This is a genomic window from Paenibacillus sp. 79R4 (assembly GCF_013393165.1).
Classification (GTDB): Bacteria; Bacillota; Bacilli; order Paenibacillales; family Paenibacillaceae; genus Fontibacillus.
Map to the genome: position 1 here is coordinate 81,749 of NZ_QJOT01000003.1, position 25,649 is coordinate 107,397.

General features: G+C 50.5%; 13 protein-coding genes. 2 read left to right on the forward strand and 11 right to left on the reverse strand.

Annotation, left to right across the window (positions count from 1 at the left end):
- Positions 1-38 precede the first annotated feature (38 nt).
- From DMN77_RS04500 to DMN77_RS04545, 10 genes are all read right to left on the reverse strand, one after another.
- Positions 39-1,187: an ABC transporter permease gene (locus DMN77_RS04500; protein ID WP_068782096.1), complete on the reverse strand. Its 1,149-nt coding sequence runs from the start codon at positions 1,185-1,187 to the stop codon at positions 39-41.
- Positions 1,188-1,189: 2 nt separating this feature from the next.
- Positions 1,190-2,326, reverse strand: a complete 1,137-nt coding sequence (locus DMN77_RS04505; RefSeq protein WP_068782097.1) for an ABC transporter permease — start codon at positions 2,324-2,326, stop codon at positions 1,190-1,192.
- Between the two features lie 41 nt (positions 2,327-2,367).
- Positions 2,368-3,303: an ABC transporter ATP-binding protein gene (locus tag DMN77_RS04510; RefSeq protein ID WP_068782098.1), complete on the reverse strand. Its 936-nt coding sequence runs from the start codon at positions 3,301-3,303 to the stop codon at positions 2,368-2,370.
- 1,673 nt (positions 3,304-4,976) lie between these two features.
- Positions 4,977-6,074, reverse strand: a complete 1,098-nt coding sequence (locus DMN77_RS04515; RefSeq protein ID WP_179013727.1) for a sensor histidine kinase — start codon at positions 6,072-6,074, stop codon at positions 4,977-4,979.
- A gap of 19 nt (positions 6,075-6,093) precedes the next feature.
- Positions 6,094-6,738 (reverse strand): response regulator transcription factor, encoded by a 645-nt coding sequence (locus DMN77_RS04520; protein ID WP_179013729.1) that lies wholly within the window; start codon positions 6,736-6,738, stop codon positions 6,094-6,096.
- Positions 6,739-6,794: 56 nt separating this feature from the next.
- Positions 6,795-10,280 (reverse strand): AAA family ATPase, encoded by a 3,486-nt coding sequence (locus tag DMN77_RS04525; RefSeq protein WP_179013730.1) that lies wholly within the window; start codon positions 10,278-10,280, stop codon positions 6,795-6,797.
- On the reverse strand, positions 10,277-11,461 hold the full coding sequence (locus DMN77_RS04530) for an exonuclease SbcCD subunit D (RefSeq protein ID WP_068782103.1): 1,185 nt from the start codon (positions 11,459-11,461) through the stop codon (positions 10,277-10,279). Before DMN77_RS04530 ends, DMN77_RS04525 begins: the two co-directional genes overlap by 4 nt.
- 712 nt (positions 11,462-12,173) lie before the next feature.
- A complete protein-coding gene (addA, locus tag DMN77_RS04535; protein ID WP_068782104.1) occupies positions 12,174-16,370 on the reverse strand; it encodes a helicase-exonuclease AddAB subunit AddA in 4,197 nt (1,398 codons plus the stop codon).
- Positions 16,367-19,897 (reverse strand): helicase-exonuclease AddAB subunit AddB, encoded by a 3,531-nt coding sequence (gene addB, locus DMN77_RS04540; RefSeq protein WP_179013732.1) that lies wholly within the window; start codon positions 19,895-19,897, stop codon positions 16,367-16,369. The genes addA and addB overlap by 4 nt, the downstream gene beginning before the upstream one ends.
- Positions 19,898-20,342: 445 nt before the next feature.
- On the reverse strand, positions 20,343-21,392 hold the full coding sequence (locus DMN77_RS04545; protein ID WP_068782106.1) for a 2,3-butanediol dehydrogenase: 1,050 nt from the start codon (positions 21,390-21,392) through the stop codon (positions 20,343-20,345).
- A gap of 233 nt (positions 21,393-21,625) precedes the next feature.
- Here DMN77_RS04545 and DMN77_RS04550 point away from each other — a divergent pair, with 233 nt between their 5' ends.
- Positions 21,626-22,666, forward strand: a complete 1,041-nt coding sequence (locus DMN77_RS04550) for a LacI family DNA-binding transcriptional regulator (protein ID WP_179013965.1) — start codon at positions 21,626-21,628, stop codon at positions 22,664-22,666.
- A gap of 419 nt (positions 22,667-23,085) precedes the next feature.
- Here the strand turns inward: DMN77_RS04550 and DMN77_RS04555 are convergent, their stop codons facing one another.
- Positions 23,086-24,516 (reverse strand): aminotransferase-like domain-containing protein, encoded by a 1,431-nt coding sequence (locus DMN77_RS04555; RefSeq protein WP_068782107.1) that lies wholly within the window; start codon positions 24,514-24,516, stop codon positions 23,086-23,088.
- Positions 24,517-24,656: 140 nt separating this feature from the next.
- On the opposite strand from DMN77_RS04555, the gene DMN77_RS04560 reads away from it, so the two are divergent.
- Positions 24,657-25,559 (forward strand): DMT family transporter, encoded by a 903-nt coding sequence (locus tag DMN77_RS04560; protein WP_179013733.1) that lies wholly within the window; start codon positions 24,657-24,659, stop codon positions 25,557-25,559.
- Positions 25,560-25,649: the final 90 nt, after the last annotated feature.

Genomic DNA, 25,649 nt, shown 5'->3' on the forward strand with positions numbered 1-25,649 from the left:
TCTGTGATATACGTCACGTTTTATTTTGTAATCAAAAATTATACGAAGTTCCTAATGTCATTCATCCGTTTGAACTTATACGAAGCGAGCAGGAAAAAGACAACGATGAATCCGCCCAGTACTAGCAGATTGAACCCTATGCTCGTGAAGCTGCCGCCTTCTTGCAGCTGGCTGATCGTTTGCAATACCCAGTGCTGAGGGAGAAAATCAGCGATACGCCGTAAGAATGCCGGCATAATATCAATCGGGAAGAAGCATCCGGCAAGCAGGCAGCTCGGTGTTACAATCAGATTCTGCAGAGCCCCGGACATTCCGCTGCTCTTGGAGAAGGCAACGATGGACAACGAGATGCCCACTGAGATAAGAGCGAATAAGGCAAGCAGCCCTACCAGTTGATACAGCGGTATACCCGTTTCGAACTTGAACACATACCTGATGCACATCACGGTGAATCCAATCTGGATCAGCATGACTATAAAATTGACGATGATATTGGAAATGACATAGGTTCTGGGAGTGATCGGCGAAGACATTATCCGGAAATAGGTACGATCCTCTCGTCCTTTCAAAATCAGCTCAGATAGATTAATAGCCGACATCATCATGAACATGATCAAGAATCCAATCGATTGCGAGGACATCGCAACGGTTGCTGATTTATCGTTCAACGTATTTGCAGTTAAATGGAAGCCCTGGCTCTGATAGTCTTCATAGAGTTGTTGGTATCGGCTTGGATCACCGCCAGAAATTTGCCCGACCGCTGCAAAATTATCAATATAAATATACAGCATCGCTTTCATGTAAGCCGTCACCTGAGCACCCTTCAACGATTGAATTGTGATATGTGCAGGTTCTCCGGCCAATACACTATCTGAATAACCCTTCTGCAGAATCAGACCGCTATCGAGCTTGCCAGCAGCAAGCTGCTTTTGCATTTCGGCCTCCGTCACATTTTTGACTTCAACTTGATCGAGACCCTGTAGAAAAGAGATGGTATTCGCAGCTATCTCTGCCCCATCCTCATTAACTACACCGACATGCAGGCCTCCCTGCCCGTTCCCCGAATAGATTAACAGAGAGAACAGAATGCCAGCCAAGGGCAAACCGAGATACAGAATCAGATTGCTGCGTTTGCGGAAAGTCGTACGCAGCAACGTAATAACGAGCCAGCTAATATCTTTTAGCATAATTATAGTCCCTCCCTACGCCGCATCATGAGCGCCGCAATCGCCAGCATTACAGCCGCGAGTCCGATATTAAGCGCAAACACCGGCCACATCTCCCAAATCTCATTCCTATAGACGATGCCTGTCAGCGCATTATTCGTCCAGCGAACCGGGGATAATCGAATAATGAATGACATAATCTTGGTCATCTCAATCCCTGCTTCATCGAACGGAAAATAGGCCCCTCCGAAGACAGCTCCAAGCTGTGTTACCAACAGAAGTATGGCGCGACTGGCTGTATCCTTAAAGGTATAGCTAACAGCCAGCCCTAGGCTGACAGCCATTATAACCTCAGATAACAACAGGAGGATGACAGCAGGCAAATGATCGCCCCAATAGGCCCCGAAGGCCAATTTGCTAAAGAAGATAATAATCAGAACGCAAAGCATATTCACAACGAGATTGCCAAGGACTTTGCCGATGAAAATTTCTCCTTTATTAATCGGGGCTGCCACGAGCCGAAATGCGGTTCCTTCTCTGACCTCCGCAGCAATCAGCTGACCGGCTGACATCGCCCCCCACAGGGCAACCATCGCGGTCATGGCCATAGCATAATAATCCAGTGCGCCAGGCTTGCGGTCAGGAACCAGCGAAGTCTCCTGGATGTAATCCTGCGCTGCGGAACTGGAACTGACGACACCTATTTTGTCAGGCTCCAGCTTGGCAATCGTACTGACCACCTTGTATTTCTCTGTGAACGCAGTCAGCGTGCCCTGCAAAATTTGATGCTCCAATGTAATGAAGCTGTTGCTGTATAGTTCAATGCCGTCCTTTGTCAGTTCCACATAGTCGGCATAACGGCCCTCCCTTACCTCCTCCTGACCATTCATGCCCGCCTTCAGGTCCTCGAACAGAATCCCTGATTTGGCTGTCTCTGCGGAGAAGGCTGCGAAGCTGCGTGTTAGAGCCTCATTCTCTCCCATGTCCTTAACTAGGACGTGGATTTTATCGATCGATGCTGAGCCGCCCTCAAAAGCATTGCTGAGCGCAAATCCCAAAACCATCATCAGCACAATTGGAAATGCCAGCATAAATATAAGCGTCCAGCGGTCGCGCATATCCTGCAAAAATTCTTTATACGCAATGCGTAAAATGTTCATTGATTTCCCTTCCCCCGTTCGTTAGCTCGCCTTCATGCTTCTTAGTCCCGGAGTGTCCGTCCGGTCAGCGTCAGAAACACCGTCTCCAGATTGGGTTCCTGCTCCTCCACCGAGCGGATATCCGCATCATGATCGATCAATTCCTTCAGAATCAGACCGAGATTATCCACTTCCAGATCGCAGAAGACCCGTACTGTCTGTTCCATCAATTCGACACTTCTTACCCCTGGAATTCTGCGCAGCGTATCAGTGAGGTTGGCGCTGCATTTCTTGAGCTCGATCCGAATCTCTTTAACATCCGTTATGGTCGCTACCAGCTGCTCCTTTGTTCCCTCTGCAATGACCTTACCGTGATCGATAATAGCAACCCGGGTGCAGATCTCTTCGACTTCCTCCATATAATGGCTGGTGTAAATGATTGTACAGCCCATCTCATTCAGCTTGCGTACCGAATTTAAAATATAATTTCGGGAGTGCGGGTCGATTCCGACCGTCGGCTCATCCATAATGATCAGCTTGGGGCGATGTGCGATTGCACAGGCGATATTGAGACGCCGTTTCATCCCGCCGGAGAAGTTCTTCGGATAGCTTTTAATCTTGTCTTCCAGCCCGACGAACTTAAGGGCTTCAAGCGTCCGCTCCTTGAGCTCTGCTCCACGCAATCCGTATAAGCCGGCAAAGAAGCTGACATTCTCATAGGCGGTCATATCCTTGTAAATCGCTAGATCCTGGGGCACGATGCCCAGATTCATCTTGGCGTAGCGGCCATGCTTCATAATGTCCCGCTCCAAAATCCGGATCTCTCCGCTGCTCGGACGCAGCAGGGAAGCCACCAGATTAATCGTTGTACTCTTGCCCGCCCCGTTTGCTCCGAGGAATCCGAATATCTCGCCTTCCCGAACCGCCAGCGACATATTATCAACAGCTATGAACTCACCGAATTTCTTGGTCAATTCGCGAATTTCCAGTACATTCATCCCAGACACTCTCCATTTCGATTCATCATTTCTCATCCGCTTAATGATCCTATTGTAGAAAAAAAGGATGCCCTTATGTCAGTGCATAAGTTCATCCTTTGCATATTAGAAATTTCATGTTTTTAGAGATTGTCCAAAAAGTACGCTTTGGATAAAAAAACCGATCTATCCCCCTCATAAAGGAACAAAAGCGATCCGAAGGCAGTTTTCTTACGATATAGAATCTCATCAGCTACGCTGACAACGAATCATTCTATATCCAAGCACGAAGCGAAGGGAATCAAGCAGTACTCGGCATCGAATCTTGAATTCAGCCGGTCGTAGGCGAACTTACAAGTCGCGGTTTCTGCGGGAACAGGCGGTCAGATAGCCCACGTACTCCATACAAGCCAATGCTTCATAGTAATGTTTCCCGCGGGAACATCTTCGGTGCTCATCCTACCTATTGCGGGCGGATGCTTTCGAGGTCGTTTTCTAAGTAAACGTGTTGCTCCACTCCTCAATCCCCAGCTTCATTTGGATATGTACACTTTGGTGCTGAAAGTCAGACTTTTGAACTTATGTTTTCAGGTAACCGGGGATGGGGTGAATATTTTCATGCACACACTCTAACGAAACTACAGATCGTTATTTCCCCATAAAGAGCCACAAACTAAATCTAACGAAACACCATATCGTTATTCGAGAGAAATTCACCCTTTTTGCCGGAAATTCGCCTAAATAACGATACCCTGTTTCGTTACAATTTTGATCTGCCCTTTTCGGTCCATATAACGATATCCAGTTTCGTTAGAGTTGGAGAGGTAGCACTAGCACTCTGCCACTTTACTATTGGTTCGCGTTGGTTTGTGCCTATCACTTCACTGCTGGCGGAACCGCTATGCGAGAAAATTCACCCTAGTTCTCCACGGTATGCAAAATGAAAGTCTCACTCTTTGGATTCATATTTTCAGTGAGCCTCCCGGGGATGGGGTGAATATTTTCATGCACACACTCTAACGAAACTACAGATCGCTATTTCCCCATAAAAAGCGACGAAATAAATCTAACGAAACACCATATCGTTATTCGAGAGAAAATCACTCTTTTTGCCGGAAATTCGCCTAAATAACGATACCCTGTTTCGTTACAATTTCGATCCGCCCTTTGCGATCCATATAACGATATCCAGTTTCGTTAAAGTTGGAGAGGTAGCACTAGCACTCTGCCACTTTGCCATTGGTTCCCGTTGGTTAGTGCCTATCCCTTCACTACTGGCGAAAACCGCTATATGAGAAAATTAGCCCTAGTTCTCCCCGGTATGCAAAATGAAAGTCTCACTCTTTGGATTCATATTTTCAGTGAGCCTCCCGGGGATGGGGTGAATATTTTCATGCACACACTCTAACGAAACTACAGATCGCTATTTCCCCATAAAAAGCGACGAAATAAATCTAACGAAACACCATATCGTTATTCGAGAGAAATTCACTCTTTTTGCCGGAAATTCGCCTAAATAACGATACCCTGTTTCGTTACAATTTCGATCCGCCCTTTTCGGTCCATATAACGATATCCAGTTTCGTTAGAGTTGGAGAGGTAGCACTAGCACTCTGCCACTTTACTATTGGTTCGCGTTGGTTTGTGCCTATCCCTTCGCTGCTGGCGAAAACCGCTATATGAGAAAATTCGCCCTAGTTCTCCCCCGTAAGCGGAATAAGCGTTGTGACGCTGAAGCCCTTGGTTCCATCAGCAATGATTGTACCGCCTACCGAGGCCGTCCGTTCTTCCATGCCAATCAATCCGAGGCCCTTCACAATTTTCTCTTTACCGCGCCCATTGTCGTTCACAACAACTTTGGTCATCTTTCCCAATACGCGAACTTCAACATGAACCGTTGTTGCACCGGCATATTTGGCTGTATTCGTCAATGCTTCTGTCACATTCTCCTGAATGATCTTCCAGTGAAGAGATGTAATCAGCTCAAGATGGCCCCCATGTACAACCGAAGTTGCCAGGCCGGAATGACTGCCGAACGCCTCCACTAACGTCTTCAGCCGCTGGATTCCCAGTTGCTGTAGCGCTGGTTTCATGTTTTTCAGCGTATGTCGGATCTGTTCGATCGCCTCTTTGGAGATGCCGATAGCATTCTGCAGCAAAGTCTCAGCGGACTCAGGGTCAGTCTGCAAAATACGTTTGGCCGCCTCCATTTGAATAAGCGCCCCTGTCATCGAGTGGCCCACTCCGTCATGGATTTCTTGGGACAAACGGTTGCGCTCCTCCAGCTTATAGGTATACTCCGATACGCGAATGAACTCTTCATTCTCATGCAGCTTTCTTCGAAGCTGGTCTTGCGAATGCCGCATCTGATCGAGCTGTTCCTCCTGCTTCCTGGCCTTGTTACGCGCTTCACTGATCAGCAGGTAGTTCATCATACTCAGTACAGCTAAAAGACCATACAGCATAAGCAGAGAGCCGCTGATAAGCCATAGCGGTACGAACAGCAAAAGATAATACCATTTCTGCCGCTGATCATCATACGACGCCAATTCAAAGACACTAAATGGGTATAGCAGCAAAAAATAAGGATTAATATAAAACGCGCAAACTAGTGTATAAGCCATTCCAATCCCGATCACAGCCTGTGTAGCATAACGGTTGCGAATAATCTGAGCTGATAGATCGATCGCAATATAGACCAGAAAATAGAATACCAGCCATCTCGAAGGCTGATCATTCATAAAATACGCCCCAGAAACAACGAATAATAAGACAACCAGCTTATTACCCATATTCCATAGCTCCATCTCTCTAACGTATCCTTCCCGTTAAATAATAGATAGCGATTTGGGTGCGGTGCTCAAGCCCGGTTTTATTCAATAGCGAAGTAATATAATTGGCGACCGTTCCTTCCGAAATGAACAGCTCTTTGGAAATCTCTTTATTGGACAATCCTCTGGCGATGCTGGACATGACCTCTAGTTCACGCTCGGTGAAAAGACTGACATCAATCGGCGGTTCAACCACGACGGGCGTATGATCGCCAAGATTCAGCTTCAGTTTGTCAAGAATGACATTTTGCAAAACGTTGTGACCATGATGGATGCTCTTAATCGCATCACGAATCCGCTCGGGATCGTTGTTTTTCAATAAATAGCCCTTAGCGCCAAAACGAATAGCATCCGTAATATACTCATCGTCGTCAAAGGTAGTCAGAATAAGCGGCTTCGTCTTTGTCGTCTCCGTAAGCAGACGCGTCGCCTCGACGCCATTCATATTCGGCATACGCACATCAAGCAGCGCCACATCCACTTCGTTGGCCTGGCAGAATTGCAACGCCTCGCGGCCGTCCTCTACCGTGGCTAATACTTCGAATTCCTCGAAAGAATTGAGGATTATGCGCATGCCCTCTCTAATAAATGAATTATCATCCGCGATTAATACTTTAATTTTCATACACCGACCCCTTCCAAGCTGCCCTTCTCCTTCACTTGCTCCGTCATATTCTGTGACTACATTCTCTCCACGACAACCTTAGAACCTTCACCGCCGCTCTCCGCCTGTATAACCACAAGCTTGCGCACCAATCGCGCCCGCAGCTCGGCCACATGTGTAATGATTCCGACCGATAGGTGATCATGATGGAGATGCTCCAGCGAAGTGATTACCGTATCCAGTAATTCAGGGTCGAGTGTGCCAAATCCTTCATCCAGGAAAAAGAATTGCAGCGGATATTTGCCGCGAAGCTGAATTTGTGCAGACAACGCCAACGCTAACGCCAACGAGGTCAGGAAGGTCTCACCACCGGACAGCGTCCCTACCGGCCGCTTCACCCCACCATTTGCATCGTCGCAAATGACAAAACCTCCGCCCGAATCTGTCTCCAGAGAATAACGCTGCTTCGTTAGCGAGCGGAGACGCTGGGAGGCTGCATGGCTAACATTCATCAACTGTTCTTCAGCCACATATTCAACGAAGGTGTTGCCGCGAAGCGTTGTTTGCAGTTTGGCCATTAATCCAGCCTGATGCTCAAGCTCCACTCGTCTCCCCTCAAGCTCCTTCCAGCGCACATGCCGCGAAGCCAAATCCTCCAGATCGCGCTCCGAACGCGCCTGACCTTGCAAAGCCGCCTCATCCTGCTGCTTGGCCAGGGACAACGCAAGCTGACAGGTCTCCCATTCTGCCTGATCAACCATCCGTCCATTCATCCTGACGTCCAGTTCCTTCAGGCGGATCTCGTGTTCAAGCTGCTCATCTCTGTGTAACTTAATCCGCTGCGCGCTCGCTTCCGACTGTTCCGCGCTCATTAACGCTTCCGCCGCTTCCTGCTCTGTGGCAAATGGCGATGCAGCCAATTGCTCCGAGCCGCGTGCCGCCCAATATTGCTCCTGCTCCCGGGCAGATACCGCGGCCTGATTCGCTGAAGCAGCAAGCGTCCCTGCTTCATTGCTATGCGCAGAAGTCTCCAATTGCAGCTTGCGTGTATGCTCAGCGGTTTGGCGCAGGGACTCCAGGGAAGTCTCCACTTCAAGCAGCAGTTGGTCTACTTGCTCTGAGCCAATCCAGGTATTCAGCCGCTCCTGCTTCTCTTGCAGCAAAGCCTTTTTCCCTTGCTCCTGCGTCTCTGCCTGCAGCAGCTGTTTGTCAAGCTCCACGCTCTCCTGCACTAAACCGGCAATGCGAGCTGTTCTCTCTTCAATATAAGGAACGCTAACAGCAAGCCTCTCTCTGACATCTGCGAGCTGGCGGTCTTTCGCCTGGATTTGCTCCTGCAGTTGTCCTACGGAATCGAGCGACAATTGTGGATAAGCTTGCTGCCATGCCTCCAGCGTTGTAGTTAATTCCTCAAGGAGCGCTGCGCTCCTTGAACTGGATTGCTCCAGCAATCCGATAGCGGCAGCCGACTCCGATTGCGCGGAACTATGCTGCGGCAGCAGTGCTGTCAGGTCAGCCTTTGCCTTCCGGACATCTCGCTGCAGCTGCTGTAGAAGGCTGCGCAATTGCCCTTGCTTTGCCCCTATTTCAACGATCGACTGCTGAAGCACGTTAAGTGATGCCAAAGCATCGGATTGCTCCAGCTTTTTCCCGGGCTCTCCCTCTTCACTCCGTGCGGATGGCATAGAGGCAGCGGTCTCCTGACGAGCCGTACCTGTCGCTTCGATTATTTCCAGCTCTTCCGCAGCCTGGTTCTTCGCTCCACTGCTGTCTACTCCGAGCTGTTCAATCAGGCTATTCCCCGTGTCCAAATCACGTGACAGCTCATATTGCAGTTCCTGTACTCGTCCCAGCAGCTCGCCAATCTGCGTCAATTCCGCTGCTTCATCTGCGAACGCTTCCTCTGTTAGAACCATACCGGGATGATGCTCCGAGCCGCATACAGGGCACGGTGCTCCTTCTTGCAGCTGCTCCGCCAAACGCAGGGACCAAATATGCAGCTCACGTTCTTTCAGCGATGCCTTCAGCTCCGCCTCAAATTGAGTCAAAAGCTGCCGACAAGAGGCTGCTTCCACGCTAAGCTGCTGTAAATGATCGATCTGCTCTGAAGCCTCTTTCGCCAGATCGTGACACCCGATCTCAATCAACTGCTTTGCCTGCACCAGTTCCTGCAGGCGAAGGGCGGCTTGCTCTGCTCTAACGCGGTACGCTGCTTCTTCCTGAGCTGCGGCAGCTTGCTGCTGCTGCAATCCGGCGATTTCCTGCGCACTGTGATATGCAGCCTGTATGCGCTCCCGCTCATCAGGCGCCACTTCGTAGCCCGCGCGCTGTTGCTCTAACTCGCGCTGGCGCTGCTGCCCTTTGGCCAGAAGCTGCTCCTCCTTCGCCTGCTCCGTCGCCAACTGTTCCCGCTTACGAGCCGCTGCTTCGCGTGATGCCTGCAGCTGCTTCAGCTCGGCAAGCAGCACATCGCACTCCGCTTGCAGGCGCTTGGCCTGCTCCAGCTCGCCCCGCCGCAGCAGCAGCCCCGGCTCCTTGGCGGCAAGCGCCAGCCTTGCCGCCTCCGCCGCTTCCGCTGCTTGGCCGGCTGCCGCGGCTGCCACGGCTGCCGCTTGCTTGGCGCTGGCAGCGCTCTGTTCGCGCACGGCCGTGGCCTGCTGCGCTTCCTTCAGGGCGGCCAGCGTCGGCCTGCGCGACTCCGCCGCCGCACCCCGGGCCAGATCGGCTTCCAGCTTCGCGATGTCCGCCTCCTGTGCGCGCAGCTCAGCCAGCTTCGCCGCCCGCAGACCGCGCTCCTCGCTAAGCTCGCGTAGCTTTGCGAGCTCATCCGCCTGGCGCTGCGCAGCTGCAGGCTCCTCCCGCCGCAGCTTGGCGAGCTCTGCCGCTTCCTTCAAGGCGGCCTCCGCCTGCTTCAGCGCCTCTTCCGAGGCATTGCCCAGGCCCTGCTGCTCCGCCTCCAGCTCCTTTAAGGTCTGGTCGGTCTCCTTGACCTTGCGGCTGAGCTTCTGTACAAGCAGGTCTCCATACTGCTCCAGATGGAACAGACGCTGCAGCATCTGGCGGCGGTCAGCCCCTTTCAAAGACAGAAACTCGGCGAATTTCCCTTGGGGGAGTACAACCGCGCGTGTAAAATCATCCATTTTTAAACCGATTTTCTCTTCTACAACCCGGGTAACATCCGCCAATTTATCGGCGATTACCCGGTCTCCAACATCACTGATCTCCACAAAGCGGCTAAGCGTATTGCTGATCGACAGCTCGTTTTGCCGTTTGAAGCGCCGCCCTACCCGGTACCGCTCTACTCCTTGTTCGGATGCCAGCTCGAAAGTGAACGGGACAAACAGGCTGTCCTCAGCCTGATTCATAATTCCTTGCGTCCCGCCCGAAGCTCGTCCAACCTTGCCGTACATCGCCAATGTAATGGCAACCAGAAGGGTTGATTTGCCACTCCCGGTCGGGCCAAAAATCCCGAACAAGCCCGTATCGCACAGTTCGGTAAAATCAATCTCCTGCATCTCGCGGTAGCTCTGCAGCCCCGCCAATTTTAGGGCAATCGGCTTCATGCTTGCTCCACCTCCTCGCTATCCTGTTGCTCATCCTCGGCGATGAGCGACAGGAACAGATCGACCAGCTCCGCCTCCGGCTCAGCCCCGCCGCTCTGCCGCTGGTAGAAGCGGCGGAACAGCTCATCCACCGGCATCCCCGCGCGCGAGAAGGTCTGCTCTTCCGTGTCGCGACCCGGATATACCGGACGGATATGTATGATCCCTTCACGCGCTTTGCGAAGCGCCTGGATATCACCCAGCGACATCGCTTCCGTCAAGTTGATCTCAAGATCGATGAACGCATTGGCATCCCTGCCTTCTTCCAGCCAGCGCCGTACTTCGTCCAGTCCGCCGCGGCAGGCCCATCGCACGAGAGGTCGCCCGCTCGTCAAATACAATTCTTGTATTATCGGCTCCTCGCCCGGAGCAATATCCAGCAGCATTACCGATTTGGCTTGCCCCGCTTCCGAGAAGCTGTATGCCAGCGGCGAGCCACTGTAGCGCATCAAACTGCCCGCTTTGACCGCCTGTGGTCGATGCAGATGTCCAAGCGCCGTATACTGCGCTCCAACATCAAGGGCAGAAGGGTCCACCGTATAAGCGCCTCCGACCTGAATCGGTCTCTCGGAATCACTCTCCAGACCACCCAGAACATAAATATGGCTCATCGCCAAATTGACGGTATCCGGACGATAAGCCCCGGCAAGCTGCCTCATTAATTTGCCAACCTTCGCGCTATATGCGAGGCGCAGCTCTGCCTCATCGCTCTCACCGGCCAACAGCTCGGACAGACGCGACTCTGAGGGATATGGCAGGGCCGCGATTGCAGCGATCTCCCCCGTGCGCGGCACCTGTATTTTGACCGCTTCGACGGCCGGCAAACCTACCAAATGGATGCCGCGCCGAGATACTAAAGGCGAGACAGAGGCGACCCGCTCCGGTTGGTCATGGTTGCCGGCGATCACAACGAGCTGCCTTCCATTCTCAGCAAGCCGGGCAGCCGCATCATAGAACAGGGATTCCGCCGCTGCCGGCGGGTTAACACTATCATAGACATCCCCCGCCATCAGTATGACATCGACCTGCTCCGCCTCCGAGATCGCCACCAGCTCGTCCAGGAACTGCTCCTGCTCCGGCAAACGGCTTCTGCCCTCAAGCGTACGTCCCAAGTGCCAATCCCCCGTATGCAAAATACGCACTTATCCATCTCCCCTTCCAACTCTATTACTCTATGAAACTAACAATATTAACGAAATTAGCAGAACTAACGAAACTGGAACACGCTATTTCCACAAAAACAAGACCATTTCACATTTAACGAAACTACGTATCGTTATCTAGACGAAATCCTTGCTTTCTTCCCACTTTTCGAGTCAATAGCGATACCAGGTTTCGTTAGAGTTTTTAGAAGCTTCTATTGACCCAAATAGCGATATCCTGTTTCGCTAGAGTTTGTTTAAGCAACTATTGACCCAAATGACGATACCCTGTTTCGCTAGAGTTTGTTCAAGACCCTACTGACCCTAATAGCGATACCAGGTTTCGTTAGAGTTTGTTTTTTAAGCACCTACTGACCCTGATAGCGATACTCTGTTTCGTTAAAGTTTGTTCAAGCAACTATTGACCCACATAACAATACACCGTCTCGTAAAAGCTTGTTGGAGTCTCTACTAACCCACATAACGATCCCCTGTTTTGTTAAACCTCTGCCTTTGCGCTAAACAACCCCTATGTCCCTCTAAATCTCGAATTAAACAGCGAGATTTACGAATCGGTGTTTCCTGGCGTCCAAACACAATTCCGATTCAAAATGATAGGGGGGCTAGGTAATGGCTGCAGCAATGCCAACCTAAACAGCCTAACCCACTGTAGTCCATTCCCCAAGCTATGCCATTAAAGCCATCAAGGCTATCAAAGCTGAATCACGTCGCCGCTATCGAGGAAATAGAGCCATTTCTCTTCCACCGGGACACCCGTAATATCTTCAATTGCCCTGGCGTACAGGTCCAATTGGAAACGGTAGGACTCCGCCAATGCCTTTACTCCGCCGCGATGCTCCAGCACTTTGTCGCTCTTGTAATCCAGCAAATATTGCTTGCCGTCCGCGTAAAATAAACAGTCAACAACCCCTTGAATCAGAACTGTCTCGCCGTCCAGTCCAGCAAGCGCATATAGCCTATCGGGATCGGACGTTTTATCAGCCTCAGCCGCGCTATCCGCTGAATTTACACTACCGTCAATCAAGCTAGTAGAAGCTATATCCACTATATTTCCGCTAGTTTCGGATAGCGTTGCTGACCCGGCAAACAGCTCAGCTAAAGGTGCCAGAGTTGGATACGCCTCGGCAGCTGACAATCCGTAGCTAAACGGCAGCTCGCGCTTGATCCAGTCCGCACGGTCCAGCAATTTCCCAATCGGGCTATTCCAGAATTCAGCAATGCGAGCTGTATCGATCTCCGCTGCCTGTTCCACCGTCATGATCTTCTTCTCAATTAGTGACTGTAGAAGCTCAGCAACAACTGCCTCGCCCCTTCCTTTGTCAAAGGGCAGGTGCTGCATGACCGTATGATACGCTGTTCCGCGTTCCGTTGCCGTCAATTTGGCCTGCTCCATGAAGCGAGGTCTACGCAGATGCAATTTAAATTCTACCTGCTCCGCACTTTGGGACATTTCCTGCTTCATCTCAGCTGTGGCAAACAAGCTGACCGCACTTTCTTCTTCGGTACGGTGCAATGATTTCATCTCAGTCACCGATGTCTTGGCAGAGATTCTTGTAGCCGCAGTGTGCGGGTATACCCAATTCAACCGGGACTTGATCAGAGTATCAAGCTCATCTCGTCCAAATTCCGCTGCTGCATGTTCACCTTCATCAGCCGGTAGACTATTCAACCCAAATTCCTCGAGAGCTCCCCCCATTCCGGCTGCCGCAGCTTCAATCCGAGCAGCCGGTACGGCTACCTCCTGTGCACTTACCAGTTCAATTGCCCAAGCCGATCTGCTGTCAACAAGAGCTGTGCTCATCAGCTCCGGCAGTCCTCCAAACCTGCGCAGCTCAGCAGCCGCAGCATGACGAATTAACGCCGGTCCAATCCAGTCAAGATAGCAACGGCCTCGTACAAGCACATAATCCGGCAACCGCTCATCCTGTACCTCAAGCACTCCGCCCCAATTCTGGGCGGACTTGACCAAATCCTTGACTGATGAGACAAGAATCAGCTTCTCTTTCGGCCGTGTCAGGGCTACATAGAGCACACGCATCTCTTCTGCCAGCAGTTCCATCTGTGCCCGTCTGCGGATTGCCAAATTGGGCAGTGTTGGATAACTGACTCTGAGCTCACTATCAATATATTTCGGGCCGAAGCCCATCTCTTTATGAATCAGAAAAGGGGCGTTCAAATCCTGGCGATTGAACATTCTGGAGAGTCCGGCCACGAATACAACCGGGAACTCTAATCCTTTACTCTTATGAATCGTCATGATGCTGACCGCATCCTCTTGCCCCTCAGCCGAAGCGGCAGCACCCAAGTCTCCTCCATTATCCTTAAGCCGCTGAATATAGCGAAGGAAGCGGAACAAACCTCGGGATGATGTCGCCGATTCATACTGAGTAGCACGATCATACAGCGCCCGCAAATTAGACTGCCTTTGCGACCCTCCCGGCAAGCCACCTACCCAATCCAAATAACCGGTATCGCGGAAAATCCCCCAGATTAAATCGCTAAGTTCGCCTTCACGGGCACGGTTTCGCCACCCGCTAAGCTGACTTAAAAAACGCTGCAACCTCACACCCAGTGTCAATGAGCTTCCATCTGCAGTCGAACAGGTCTCATTAGCGCGGTCAACCCCAGCTGCACTCACTTCACCCGCTACAATTGCATTCTCTCCCGGGCGAAGATTTGCTGCTGTACCCTCATCCTCCGCCATTACCCATCTGCTTTTCGAATCGTGAGCGGCCAGTTCCGTTTCTCCGGAATGACCTGCTTCGCTCTGAGCAGCGCTCAGAACAGCTTCATAGAAATGGCCGCGCTCGGCTGCAAGGCGTATCTCAGCCAATTCTTCTTCCGAGAAGCCATATAACGGCGAGCGGAGTACAGCAGCCAGCGGTATATCCTGAAGCGGATTGTCGATCACCTGAAGCAACGACAGCATCGTATCGACTTCAGAAGCCTGGAAGTACCCCTGGCTCAACTCTGCCGCGGCCGGTATGCCCTCACGCCGCAGCTCTTCGATCATGACCGGCGCCCAAGACAGTGTCGATCTGAGCAAAATCGTCATATCCCGGTAGGCAACCGGACGCATGGCACGCAACTGCTTATCGTAGATTTGCAGGGGAGGGCGGCCGCCTTCGCCAAGCAGCTTGCGGATTCGTTCTGCAATCGCCCGCGCCTCCAGCTGCACAGCCTCAAGCTCGATGGCTTCCTCCGTCTCACTGCTACCCTCTACGCCATCAGCGCTATCCGCTTCAGTCATAGAAGCCAAGCTATCCTTGCTGCGATCAATCAAGAGCAGCTCAGGACGATATTCATCTCCGTTTTGTTCGCTGTCAGGGAAACCCTCGCCATAAACAAGCTCGGCCCGTTCGTCGTATTCGATCTCCATCGCGCTTTCGTTCATCATCTGTCTGAACAGCATGTTAACCGCATGAACAACTTCCCGGCGGCTGCGGAAGTTCCGGGCCAGGTCGATTCTCAATCCTTGCTCACCGATCTCGTCCCCGTAGCTGCGGTACTTCTGCAGGAATAACCCGGGTTCCGCTAGCCGGAACCGATAGATGCTCTGCTTCACATCGCCGACCATAAAGCGATTGCCGGGAGCAGTCCGGGCGATCAGGGAGATAATATCCTCCTGAACGGTATTCGTATCCTGATATTCATCAAGCAGCACTTCATCATATTGGGCCTGATATTCAAGAGCCGCCGCAGATGGTTGTAAATTTCCCGGAGTTGAGTCCGGATGCCGCAGAATCTGCAGGCAATAATGCTCCAAGTCTGCAAAATCAAGCCAGCCCCTGGCCGTCTTGTCCGTACGATAGCGAGCACCAAACTCGGCAATTAACTCGGCAAGCTCCCTCATTAGAGGCGCAGCTTGATGCAATTCGTCCAGATAAGCCTCTGGGGTTCGTCCAAATAACTGAGTCTGCAGTTCACTGACCAGCTTCTTCGCTTCCTCGCGCAGCGTTTTGGCCCGCTCCTGCAGCAAAGGGTCTGTCTGGTCCTTCTTGCACGGCTTCAGCTTGCCAAAGCTTACGGATTGAAAAATATCATACAGCCCGGCCCACGGGCTTTCCTGAACCGCAGTCAATAAGCTGCCGATCACTTGGATATCATCCGCAAATGTAACCGCATAGGGTTGTGGCCCTCCCGGAGCCTCGGCAATCGTACGAGCCTGCCTTAGCAAATCTGCAGCCCCAATTAACGCGAGCTCCGTATCGCGAACAATGCTCTGGACCCACAAGCTGTTCTCGAGCGCAGCCGCATCCGGAGCAGCAAAAGCATCAGCGGCTTCGAGCAGCCAATGTTCCGGCCAAGAATGACTCTGTGCGAAGTCATAAAGCTTCAATACCAAGGAGAAAACAGCATCATCACTCCGCTCCCCGCCAAACCAGTCGACCAGGCTTAAAAAGCGGTTCCCGTCCGCCGCCGAAGCATACTTGTCCTCAAACAGCTGCTCCAGAACCTCTTGTCTGAGCAGGGCTGTCTCGCTCTCAGCGGCAATTCGAAAGCCCGGATCCAGCGGAATCAGAGTGTAGTAACGCTGAATCACTTCCATACAGAAGGAGTGCAGCGTCGTAATTGAAGCGCGACCAAGCATCGCCAACTGGCGTGTAAGATGTTCATTGCCCGGATCCTGCACCAACTCCTTCTCCAACGCTTCGCGAATCCGCCCTCTCATCTCCGACGCAGCTGCCTTGGTAAATGTAGCAACGAGCAGACGGTCAACATCAAGCGGATGCTCCCGCGAAGACAGCTTGCGGATGATTCTCTCAACCAGCACCGCTGTCTTGCCTGATCCAGCTGCCGCTGCAACGAGAATATCCCCGCCAGTCAGCGTAATTGCACGCCATTGATCATCGCTCCAGAAGCTTCCTTGCGGTTTCGGCATATTCATTCTTGCTCATCCTTTCTGCCCAGCTCATCAAACAGTTCCCAGATCTCATTCTTGCCCGGCTTGCTCAACACTTGATAACCATTATCCTCATGACTGCCTTCAAATCGGCATACCGATCGGTAAGGGCAGTAAGTACATGCCGTCTCGGCGCCTAGCCGATAAGGGGCGATATCTACATTACCATCGGTAATACGCGTACCGATATCCGAAATAATGCCGCGTACAGAACCGAGCAAAGACTGCCACTGTTCCAGCGTAGCTACCGCTGCACTGCTATAAAACCCACCATCTGCTTTAACTGCAACGGGCAGAATATCTGAATATCCTTTTTCCAGTTGATCGTCCATCTTGGAGATCACTTCCCGATCAGCCAGCAGCAAGCCCTTCAGCTTAAACCGCTTCAGCATCTCCAATTGGGCCTGCTCGGGGCTCATACCGTTACTGCTCTGCAGCAGCGGATTGTGAACATGGAAATAGAGCGTGCCCGCAGGCAATGCCGGACGGCCCAGCCAAGCCTCGGCAGAAGATAAGAGCACATCCAAATACGTAAGCATCTGTAGCGATAAGCCGTAATACACTTCATGCAGTCGCAGATCCGTCTGACTTGATTTATAGTCAATCACGCGCAGCAGCAAGCCTTGATCGCTCTCCGCCATATCTACGCGGTCAATTCTGCCCACGATCTCCATAACACAGCCGTTAGGCAACTGAAAAGTCAGCGGCGGTAATGTACGTCCCGGACCAAAGTCCAACTCCAGTCCGATCGGCTCAAAGCTGCCGCGTCGCGATTGCTCCCCCAGAATAATAGAAGCGCGGCCGACGATATTCTTCAGCTTGCGAGTAATATAGCCATAACGATGTGAGCTGAGCAGAATTTCTCCCTGCAGCTTGGGAGCCAGCTTGTCTACTGCGGACTCCGCCTCCTGCAGGCATTCCTCTGTCGTCAGACTTCCCCAGCTCCGATTCTGATCTTTAAAATTGAAGGCCATCATGCTAAGTGCGGCGTGAAACAACTGACCGATGTCCGGTGCCTGTAGTCGGTAAACCTGCCTTTCCTTCAATTTCAAGCCGTAAGCAGCAAAATGTGAGAACGGACAGGCCGAAAACTTCTCCATTCTGGACACGCTTGTCCGCAGTTTTTTGCCGTACAGTTTATGACTGGTTGCAGGGGTAAGTCTGTTAGCAAGGTTGCGATAATTCAAGGAGCCAAGCAGAAACTCCGTTGTATCCTGCCACTCTTCCTGGGTTCGATACCATTCGAGTACCCGCCACCATACCGGAGACACTGTCAAGCCCGACCTCCAACTCCGCAGTTGCGCGATCAGATTGGTTAAGGTTGGAAGAGGCCGGTGTATATGCTCAAGCTGGCTGTCCAGCGATTCGCTTACATCCGTCCCTCGGTTGAGATACCCCTCCTGCAAAGCCGGAAAGATCCGTTTCATCTGGCGTATAACCTCGGATGGAAGCAGCGGCTTGCCCTCCTCATCCGCGATAGGATAACTTAGCCATAAAGAATGGCTGGCAGCAGTGATAGCTCCATAGATTAGAAACCTCTCATCAAGCAGCCTACGCGTCATTCCAGGAGCCAGTTCAAGTCCAATTTCACTTAGCCGTAGACGTTCTTGGTCGCTAAGCACCCCTTCCTCCTGCAAGTTTGAAGGCATGATTCCTTCATTAATGCCAAGCAGGAAAGCGTGTCTAACATGGCTCGTCTGAGTCCGATCCGTGCTCCCAACCAATACCTGATCCAGAGCAGGCGGAACCAGGCCCAGCTTCAGATCCTTGAGCCCTGTCTCCAAAATGCCGGAGAACATCTCCAGCTCCAGTTCCTCATCGCCCATCATCTCTACGATCTGGTCAAGCAGTCCAAGAACAGCATCCCAAAGCTGACGATGCTCCAACGCAAGCTGCGGTTGACCTTGTACAAGCGCGGTATGCGCCATCGTATCGAGCCGCTGCGGCGCTTCGATCTGCTCAAGCAGATGATAGACAGCTGCGCACATCTCACGTACATTTGCCGAATGTTTGAGCCGTCTTTCAAAAGCAGACAACGGTGTACTAATCAGACTCCTGCACTGTTCCAGACGACGAAGCTGTCTATGATCTGACATTCCCTCGCCATTTGGATCCTGAGTCAGTTCCAGCGATAGGCTAGGGGCATTCTTCCACGGTCGTCCATCATACCAGCGATAGCCCTGAATGCCACTGGCAAGCGCATAGTTCTCCAGTACATCCATATCCTCGCGTGTGAGACTTCCGTCCAGGGGGAGCAGAAACTCGCTTTTGACGCAGCGGAACACATCTTCATAGCGCCAGAATCGCAGCACCACATCCAGCGCACCACGAATAAACTCCATTAACGGATGATAGAGAATGCTTGCTTTTTTATCCATAAAAAAAGGTATTCCGTAATCTGCGAACACAGGACGAATCACATGCTCATAATCCTGCAAATTCCGCACAAAAATAGCCATATCACGCCACCGGGCATCCTCTTCCCGGGCCAGCCTGACCATCTCGCGCGCCGCTCCCTCTACCTCGGCTAATCTATTTGCGGCTCCGTGCATATGGAGCGATTTAGACATATCATTGGGCGCAGCATCCCCTTGCCACGGTATACGACGTTCATACGCATACTCCAGATGGGAGAGCGTCTCGCTCCCTTTAAATCTAGGAAAAGGTCTGGCATCCAGCAGCACAGTATCCTTAACTTCAATACCTGCTGTTAATGCCATATCGCGCAGCTTCATATATGTAACCGCCGTCGGATAGAACAAATTAAGCTCATGCGGCGGAAATCCGTCATCATAAGCACGATCGAGGGTCAAGGCTACCGTCACACTGGCGGCCGTCTTCATTAACGCCATAAGCGCTAAATATTCCTGCGGGGTGAAGGTCTGGAAACCGTCGATCCAAATATTTGCATCGCGCAGATAGGTCGATGCCCCAGCTCCTTCTGCAAGCTTGAACACATGGTCCTCAGCATCAATATAAAATCGAGCCAACTCTGTATCGAATTCCCGAAAAATCATGCTAAGATCGCTCATCTTGTCTTTTAACAAAGATGAGGTTTTGGAGGAGCTTTCCAACAGATCGATATGTTCCTCCAGGCACGAAAAGTCAGCATTATGCTTCTTCAACTCGGTATATAAATCATTCATACGCTCGATTAGCCCAAGTTGATCGGCTGACTTTCCGAACAACTTCAATTCGTCCTGATGGCGTCTGACTATTTTGTAGAGCAGCATTTTCTTGCCTTCCTCACTGATCGGCACAAGCGCGGAGCCGCCCGTCTCTTGCATTACCCGTAAGGCAAGACGGCGAAAGCCCAGTACCTGGGACCGCACCGTCCCAGGTATACCAGGTGTAGTTAGAATAGCTTGTTCAATCTGGAAGGTCCCCTGTTCGGGAGCTAGCAAAATCAGCGGCGAGCCCGTCGGATTGGAGCGCATTTCTGCGGTGACTGTATCCAGGATCATGCTGCTCTTGCCGCTGCCCGAGCGGCCGATAATGAATTGAAGCGACATATGGTTTCCTCCTAACGCAACTTGGAGTCTATTTTAACGTGTAATAGCCAATTTATTCGTATGATTCAGTATATCATATCAAAAGAAAATAAGAATGTACGTTCCTAGATATAGGCAATTGAAGTTTATGGACAATATCTCCCTTGTCCTCACTCCATCTCACAGAAAAGCCTGTAAATATGCAGGAATTCCGCTAATCCGGCAACCTGCAATAGTCCATCTCTGTAATAATACAATTTTTTCCTCCGTATAGCTCGATTCCCTGGCATATGGTGAATAATTCTGCATATTTGCAGGAATCTCCTTAGTTCATGCGGCTTAAGATAAAAAATCTGCATTACAGATTTCGATCCAAACGAACCCACAAAAAAACGATGGTCCCCGGTTCAGGTCCGGGAAACCATCGTCAAAACTACTCTATATTATGAAATGATTCTTTCATTTCTTATTCTGCCTTTACAAGAATCTTCACTTGATTTTTCTCTTTCAGAAGTGCTTCAAAACCTTCTTCAATCACATCATCCAGCTTAATCCGCTTGGTTACAAGCTTATCGGCCGAGAAGTAGCCTTGACCCATCAAGCTGATTACAGCTGGGAACACGTTGCGATAGCCGATGATACCTTTGATGCTGCGTTCCTTCATAACTACATGGTTAGGATGAAGTGCCGCTTCTTTCTCGAAGATGCTGACGATCATCAATTCGCCGCCAATTCTTGTCGAGTTCAGCGCTTGAGTGAATACTGGAGGAACCCCTGTAACTTCGAATGCAACGTCCACACCGCCATCGGTGCGTTTGTGAAGCTCTTCAACTACATCATATTCTTTAGGATCGATGACGATCGCACCAAGCTCCGTTGCTTTTTGCTTACGTTCGGGAGAAAGCTCGACAGCATAGATCTCCGATGCGCCGGAAGCTTTCAGAGCTTCGATAACGAGCAAACCGATTGGGCCAGCGCCAAACACAACCGCTTTGTCACCGACTTTAAGTTTGCTCTGACGGACAGCATGAAGCGCTACAGCAGAAGGTTCTACTAAAGCGCCTTGCTCATAGGAAATATTGTCGGGAATTTTATGAACCATCGCTTCGTCTGCAGCTACATATTCAGAGAAACCGCCTCCGCCACCTGCAAGACCCAGGAAGCCCATGGTCGAACACAGGTTGTAGTAACCGGCTTTACAAGCTTCGCAATGACCACATGCATAAATGGGCTCAACCGTAACACGATCGCCAGCTTTAAACTTCGTTACTCCTTCACCGACTTCAACAACTTGTCCGGAAAATTCATGCCCCATTACGACAGGAGCTTTCTCTCCGGTGATTGGATGTGGTGTACCTTCTGGAATAAAGATTGGCCCTGCTGTATATTCATGTAGGTCGCTGCCGCAAATACCACACCATTCGACCTTAATTTTCACTTTCCCCGGTTTAGCAGCCGGTTCTTCAATATTCTCTAAGCGCAGGTCTCTTTGACCATGCCATCTTAGTGCTTTCATCTATTCCATCCCCTTAGATGTATTAAAAATAAAATAAAATTCAGCATAATATCCGGAAATTTATATGTCTTTTTCGGAAACGTTTCCTTAACAAACTCTAGCACTTTGCTAACGTCGTGTCAACGGACATGTTATTTTTATCTATGATAATACTCACATTATTTAGGGTATGTTATAATGATTTTGTGGATAATAGGTTAACATTTGTGGAAATGATTTCGAAAATGGCAAGGATGGGATCCTATTTGGAGAAAAATAAAGTTACGATTGAGATCGTGGCCGCAAAAGCTGGAGTCGGAATCGCGACTGTCTCTAGGGCTATTAATAATATGGGCGGAATTAGTCCAAAGACGAAGGCCAAGGTGCTGGCAGCCGTAGAGGAACTAGGCTTTGTGCCGAATTCAAATGCGCAGAATTTGAAGCTTCGCCAAACGAAGCAGATTGCGCTGGCAGTGCCTGATATTCGCAACGCTTTTATTCCGGAGATTGCCTACTCGGTAGAACAAGCCGCCAAATATTTCGATTACCGTGTCGTACAAATTAATACATTAGGCAATGTGAGATCAGAGCTGGAGGTATTGCGTGATATTAAGAAGCTCCACGTGGATGGGCTTATTATTTTGCCGCTGGCCTACCCCAAGACACTCAAGGACCTCATTAACAAGTCCAAATTGCCCATTTCCATTATCAATTACGGCAAAAAGTTAGATTCGGATACAAAAGCGGATATCGTCAGCCTCTCCACCCAGGAAGGCAAGCTGGCTATGGAGCATCTGATCAGCATTGGACGAACAAGAATTGGTTACGCGGGTGCGCGGAAGGAGATTATCGAGGAGCGATTTTTCGCGTATGAGGATGCGCTTGATCATGTGGACCCCTCGCTCGTCTATTTCGGTGAGGATTTCTCGCTTCAGACTGGAGCCAGGGCGGCCGATCATTTCGTGAATTTGGCCCATATGCCGGATGCGATCTATGCCGGTAACGACATGGTCGCGATCGGGCTGCTGAACCGTTTCAAAGAGCTCGGTATTCGAGTGCCTGAAGATATCGCTATCGTCGGGATCGATAACAATATTTTATGCACGATAACGACACCCAAGCTAAGCTCCGTCTCCATTATGGGCTCGGAAGTGGCCAAGGTGGCGACCGAGCTGCTGCTTCAGCGTATCCAGGAGCAAAAAATCGGGCTGTATGAGCGGGTTCAGTTTGAACCGCGCCTCTTCGTCAGGGAGTCCAGTTTGGCCCCGACTCGCACTACCCAGTATATTGAATAGCTACAGTTGTCATAAAATTAAGGGGCTGCCGCTAAGTTGAATTTTCGACTTAAGGAAGCCCTTATTTGCGTGCTCAGCAATATGGGAATTCTCATGGTTTCGACCTTTTGACTTTGGAATTTTGCCCTGATCATTCGGACATTCTTGTCCGTTAGCGTCGATCCCCCTGTACTCTACCCTTGTAACGGACATAAATGTCCGTTACAAGCGAGAATGCCGCTGGGGACCGCATTTGGCTTCTAATGGTCAAAAATGAACGTCAGGGAAGCGAGTTGTTTTCTCCTTGCTCTAAAAGTTCATTTTTGACCGTTTGATAAAGGCGGATAAGGGCGAAGACTTCGCGAGCTCAAGTGGCTATGGCAGCCAAAAATAGGAAATATCCCAACCCAGTAGAGATGACTCCTTTTACTGCATGATGACTATTGTACTCCCGCAAACAGTTCGCTATAAAGGCTAATAAACCTCCTCAGTCCTTCACGTAACTGTTGTTCATTCAAGTAGGAATAACTCATGCGGATCCGTGTGTTCATCTCCCTCAGCGGATCACAAATCGAACCCGGCACAAAGGTAATCGATTGCTCCCGGGAGCTTTGAAGCAATCTATCCATGAGGGTTGATTCCGGTAGCTGGATCCATAAGTTAAAACCACCAGCCGGACTGTTCCACTGCCAACCGGTAGCCGACAGCTCCTCCTCCATGATTTCCTTGCGTATCGCAAGCGCGATCCGCAGCTTTTCCAGATGCTGTTGCATTCGTTCCGAGAAGAAGTAATGCAGGAAGATCTTCTGATTTAGCAGCGGCGTGCCACTGTCGGACAAGGATTTGGCCTTAAGCAGATAATTCATGATTCCCGGTCGGCAGGCAACCATAGCTATGCTCAGGCCCGGAGCGATATACTTACTGAAGCTGCGGATATAGATCACATATCCGGCAGTGTCATAAGTGAATAACGGGGCAGGCGGAGCTTTTGCAAAATAAATATCCGGATTCGGATCATCCTCAATTAACAGGCATTGATACTCCGCCGCCAGGTCAACCAGACTCTTTCGCTGCTCCGCAGGTACAGTGTATCCCGTCGGATTTTGAAAGGTTGGATTCATGTAAAACAGACGCGGTTTGTATTTTTGCATGAGCTGCTCCACCTGCTCCAGACAGTACCCGTGAGGGGTAATCTCAATTGGAATAAGCTCAGCTCCCTGCCTCCGGAATACGTCGATCGCCGGGCTGTAGGTTGGACGTTCCAGCAGCACAACATCCCGCGGCCGCACGAGTACTCTGGCGAGCAGATCAATGGCTTCCTGCGAACCGGAACTGATCAGAATCTCCTGACTTCCTAAATCACAACGATAACGCTCCGTAAAATAACGGCTTAACGCCTCACGCAGCTCCAAATCTCCTTGAGTGGTCGAGTAGGTTCCCAGCACCTTCGGATACAGATCGAACACTCTTTTTACATAGGCAGAAAGGTAGCGATTAGGCAGAAGATTTGGATCCAACAACGCTTTCGAGAACTGATAGGAGGCCTGCACCTGGTGGATCTCGGAAAGGTAACTATCATGAACATAAGCTGAAATGATCGGGTCCTGCTGCGCGCCGGGCGGCAGCTCATTGCCGGGCTGGACATAATATCCGGATTTATCCTTCACATACACCATATTATTCTGTTTTAACAATTGATAAGCCTTGAAGACAGTCAGGCGATGTACTGCAAATTCCGTTGCCAATGCCCGAACGGAGGGAAGCTTCTCATTCGCCTTCCACTCCCCGCGTTTGATCCGCTCCAATAGAAAGTCATATATTTGCTCAAACAGTTTATCCGAGTTTGCATTCGGAGTAATATGTTTGCCCATAAGCGGTCCTCCTTCCTCCCCTACTCTTATTACACATGGTCATTATTATGATACCTGTTAGCGGTCAGATCTGTTCTATCCAATGTCATCTGTTCTATTACCTTCATCTTATTATAAAACAATACTAAGGAGGAATAGACATGGTATTAATAAACTACTTGCTAATGTGTCTTATTTTTGGAACGACCTTTCTGGCCATTAAACTGGGAATTGATGCTGGAGCGCCGCCCTTTTTCTCGGCAGGCCTTCGCTTTCTGGCCGCGGGCGGCATTCTGCTCTCATACATGGTAGCTAGACGAAAGGCAAGCTTCTCCCTTCTGCTGCGCAAAGAGATGTTACTAACCGGGGCAGCTTTAACCTTCGGCGTATTTGCCACCCTATACTGGGCCGAGCAGTATTTGAGCTCAGGGATTGCGGCGATTTTGTCGGCCACCGCTCCCTTAATGATTTTGCTGCTGCAGGCCTTTCTTACCCGGCAACGTTTGTCCTTAAGTTCGGTCATAGGCTGTCTCCTGGGGACGGTCGGCATTGTACTGCTGCTCCTGCCAGGCATTACAGTAAGCTTCAGCAAGCTATGGGTGCTTGGATGTGCAGCTGTCCTCCTAGGCCAGGTATTCTATTCAGCCGGCACCGTCTATTCACGCCGTGTTGTGCAGCAATTTCGCGATGAATCTCCCATCGCGCTGAACGCAGCCCAAATGATATACGGGGGTTCATTATTGCTTATTTTGTCTCTATTCACGGAGAAGGTAGATTTCACGGTAATGTTTACCCCGCATGCGGTTTTACCGCTTTTATACTTAATCGTCTTTGGTTCAATGACCGGACATACTATCTTCTATTGGTTAATTGCCAAGACGAATCCCGTATTCCCGTCGACCTGGCTGTATATTTCGCCGCTTATCGCTTTATGTGTTGGCGCTATTCTATATGGCGAACCGATATCGCTTGTATCCGGATTAGGCGGCTTCACGATTATCGTCGGGATTATTGTGATTAATCTGGATAACTTGAAAGTCAGAGCCGTGCAAATGCGCAGATAGCCAAAAAATCCGGGAGACTCTGCTACACGAGTCTTCCGGATTTTCATATAGTACTGACACTCCCCTTCCCGGACAGAGCAATACTGCTTA

Excerpts from the sequence above, each read along its gene's own strand:
- DMN77_RS04515 (WP_179013727.1), bottom strand. The coding sequence starts at position 6,074 with ATGGGTAATAAGCTGGTTGTCTTATTATTCGTTGTTTCTGGGGCGTAT.
- DMN77_RS04505 (WP_068782097.1), bottom strand. The coding sequence starts at position 2,326 with ATGAACATTTTACGCATTGCGTATAAAGAATTTTTGCAGGATATGCGC.
- DMN77_RS04525 (WP_179013730.1), bottom strand. The coding sequence starts at position 10,280 with ATGAAGCCGATTGCCCTAAAATTGGCGGGGCTGCAGAGCTACCGCGAG.
- DMN77_RS04555 (WP_068782107.1), bottom strand. The coding sequence starts at position 24,516 with ATGGGCAAACATATTACTCCGAATGCAAACTCGGATAAACTGTTTGAG.
- DMN77_RS04560 (WP_179013733.1), top strand. The coding sequence starts at position 24,657 with ATGGTATTAATAAACTACTTGCTAATGTGTCTTATTTTTGGAACGACC.
- DMN77_RS04500 (WP_068782096.1), bottom strand. The coding sequence starts at position 1,187 with ATGCTAAAAGATATTAGCTGGCTCGTTATTACGTTGCTGCGTACGACT.
- DMN77_RS04550 (WP_179013965.1), top strand. The coding sequence starts at position 21,626 with ATGGGATCCTATTTGGAGAAAAATAAAGTTACGATTGAGATCGTGGCC.
- addB (WP_179013732.1), bottom strand. The coding sequence starts at position 19,897 with ATGTCGCTTCAATTCATTATCGGCCGCTCGGGCAGCGGCAAGAGCAGC.
- DMN77_RS04510 (WP_068782098.1), bottom strand. The coding sequence starts at position 3,303 with ATGAATGTACTGGAAATTCGCGAATTGACCAAGAAATTCGGTGAGTTC.
- DMN77_RS04520 (WP_179013729.1), bottom strand. The coding sequence starts at position 6,738 with ATGAAAATTAAAGTATTAATCGCGGATGATAATTCATTTATTAGAGAG.
- addA (WP_068782104.1), bottom strand. The coding sequence starts at position 16,370 with ATGAATATGCCGAAACCGCAAGGAAGCTTCTGGAGCGATGATCAATGG.
- DMN77_RS04545 (WP_068782106.1), bottom strand. The coding sequence starts at position 21,392 with ATGAAAGCACTAAGATGGCATGGTCAAAGAGACCTGCGCTTAGAGAAT.